Annotated in this window: 3 protein-coding genes; all 3 read left to right on the plus strand. The window is 64.8% G+C overall.

Features of this window, described 5'->3' with window-relative positions:
• Positions 1 to 286 (plus strand): DUF3060 domain-containing protein (locus EB084_23100; GenBank protein ID NDD31152.1); only part of this gene is annotated, 286 nt, incomplete at its 5' end.
• Between the two features lie 690 nt (positions 287 to 976).
• Positions 977 to 1,684, plus strand: coding sequence for a hypothetical protein (locus EB084_23105; protein NDD31153.1), 708 nt, complete (start codon positions 977 to 979; stop codon positions 1,682 to 1,684).
• The gene (locus tag EB084_23110) at positions 1,599 to 2,810 is read left to right on the plus strand and encodes a hypothetical protein (protein NDD31154.1); all 1,212 of its coding nucleotides are present in this window, start codon (positions 1,599 to 1,601) and stop codon (positions 2,808 to 2,810) included. Before EB084_23105 ends, EB084_23110 begins: the two co-directional genes overlap by 86 nt.
• Positions 2,811 to 2,851 lie beyond the last annotated feature (41 nt).

Raw genomic sequence — 2,851 nt, forward strand, 5'->3', positions numbered from 1 at the left:
GCAGCGCGAGCCGGATCGGGTTGTCGACAGCAATCGGGTGAACTACACCTACGCATGCAACGGCAACGCCTTCACGCTCAACGGTGACAGCTGCACCATCACGATTGCGGGCAACGCGAGCCGGGTGCGCATCAACGGCAGCCACAACAAGATTCGCATCGAGGCCCGCACGCCGAGCGTCGTGATCACCGGAAACGACAACTTCGTGCGCTGGAGCGAAAAGGGCAACACGTCGGCGCCGGAGGTCATCAACACAGGGCGCGCCAACGACATCGGCAGCTTCTGAGGCGACGCACAGACGAAATCGATATGTCCCTTCACCCCCAGATCTCGCGGGGGTGAAGGGGCGCTCACCCCCGCGAGATCTGGGAGTGACAAGCGAACACCCTCACGAAGCCTGGGGGTGACGGGGGAAGCGACATGCGACAGTTCGCGGGAGCATTGATGTCACTGGTGGCGCTCACCAGCCTTCTGCAGGCTGCGGGCGTGCAGACGCGACCGTCCACCATCCCCGCCGGCCCATGGGTGCTGCCGTCCGATCGGGGACGCGCCCCAGCAGACACCCGTGACGTGCCCGTGATTGTACAGGTCGCTACACCGTAAGCGCGTCGCACACGCCTGAGCACAGGCCCCGTCGAAGGTTGCCCTCGGCGCCTCCACACGTCGACCTTTCTCGAGAGACAGACGTACCAACCGTCCAGTCGCAGAAACGAAACGAGGTGAGCAAACAGGTGACGAAATCGGTAGCCCGCACAAGCGAGCACCGCAAACGTACTCTCGGCACCACACCGAGGAGCGCAGACGCGGAGGGCACCGAGATCGGCGACGACTTGCGAGCCGCAGTCGAGACGACTACTGGACGGTTGGTAAACCGCGTCGAGGATCGCAGCGCGGCGCGAGAGGAGCCCCTGCGCGAGATCCAGAAGCGCGGGGCAACGAGGTCAAGTGAACCCCGATACGAAGTGAGGAGCCCCGGATGATGTCACTGCTGAAATCCAGCCTGCGCTCGAGATGCGCGGCCAGATTGTTGGTGTTCACCATCGTGCTCGGCGCCCTTCGTCCCGCGCAAGCGATCCCCCCATGGGGCTGGCATGACCTCATTGCCGGCTTCGAGACCGCAGAGTTTGGCGCCATCTCGCTTGTATTCGCCGCCGGCATGTCGATGGCAGAGTCGCACGTATTTCCGGTATCTCCGGGTTCGACCCATCCGCAGGTCCACGACGGGCAGGTCTCCGTGACCAACCCGCGCAACCGCTTCGACGACGCGGAAGCGATGCACAACCGCATCATCGACGACTACTTCCGGTCGCACAAGACCTTCGACGTGCGGCAGTTCTATGCGCTCCTCCAGCAGAGCAAGGGCCGGTACGGGGTCGACAAGCTGCCTGACATCTCGGTCTTCGAGAAGGTGATAAACAGGTACCGTAACACAAGCACGAACGAGATGATGCAGCGCATCGATTCAGATCTGAAGGCCGCGGGCATCAAGCTCGACATCGTCGGCCAGGTTCGCGAGATCCCCTCAGACCTTCCGCTGAAAGAGATCATCAGCAGAATCGTGCGCATCGAGAACGAGGCGCTCAACACACGGGGTCTCAATGGCGCACAGCGCAAGACGCTTTGCATCTTCTTCTCGATCTTGCGGCACAGCATGGCGTGCGGCTTCTCCGCCAACGGTCGGTAAGCCCCACCGAGCGCAGGCACATGAATCCTCGGCAGCAAGCATCATGATCTGCACCCTCTGCGGCACCGATACGCACAGCCAGACGTGCGAGCAATGCGGAGGCATCGCTTCTCTGGCTTTTTTGGTGAAGCAGCGGCCCGACCTGGCCGTGGGGCTGCGCGAGGTGGTCGCCATGTGCGCGGCCGGCAGGCCCATCCACGCCATCAAGCAGGTGCGCGAGCTCACGGGTCTCGGGTTGAAAGAAGCCAAGGACCTCATCGACGGCACCCGCCTGGTCACGCTGCCGATCGCCCCGCCCCCGCTCCCCACGCTCTCGGAAGACGAGGTTGTGGGGCTCGTCAGGGCGGGCCGGAAGATCGAGGCCATCAAGCGCGTGCGCGAGGAGACCGGGTGTGGCCTGAAAGAGGCGAAGGATCAGGTCGAGGAAATCGAGCGGCGCGCGCTGACATCAAAATCCCAGCAGACCGCGCAGCAGACCGCGCAGCAGACCGCGCAGCAGACCGCGCACAAGACCTCGCAGGTTCAGGCAGATCCACCCACAGACCGCGTGACGACCGCACCGCGCCGTCCAGGCCTGTCAGAGAGCCGTCGGGTGGGCTGCGTCTGGCTCTTCGTCGTGGCGCTGGTGCTCACGTGCATCGGCGTTGCGCGGGCCGATGGCAACACCCACCTGTGCCGCAGCCGTTCGTTCGAATCGAGATCGACCGCATGCGTGCACGCGTCGCAAAGCGCGCCGTGCAACGATCAACGCTGCCGCTGCCCCGTCGTCTCGAGCGCCACGACAGCAAGACGCGCATCGTCGAAGACGTGGAGCGCGCCCTCGGCGAAGCAGAGTGCTCCACCGAGGCCCCGCGTGAGCGTGATCCATGGCGTCAGCCTGCCACGGGGGTCGAGACGCAGGAGACGCGTGTCGTCCTGTTTCCAGACGCACACGTCATCGCCCGCGCCGCATCGCGCAAGCCGCATGTTCGACGCGGGCAGGCGCAGCACGTCGCGCACGCCGTTGCCGGTGACCTCGCCCAGGCGATCGCCACGAATCACCAGAAGGTTCGCCCCCCCGGCCACGAAGCTGCCCACGCCGGGACTCACCGTGACCACGTCGAAGCCGGCCGGCACAGGAACGTAGCGCCACTCATCGTGGGTTCGGATCTCGACGTGGGTGCGCGT

It is taken from the genome of Pseudomonadota bacterium (genome assembly GCA_010028905.1).
In the GTDB taxonomy this organism is placed as follows: domain Bacteria; phylum Vulcanimicrobiota; class Xenobia; order RGZZ01; family RGZZ01; genus RGZZ01.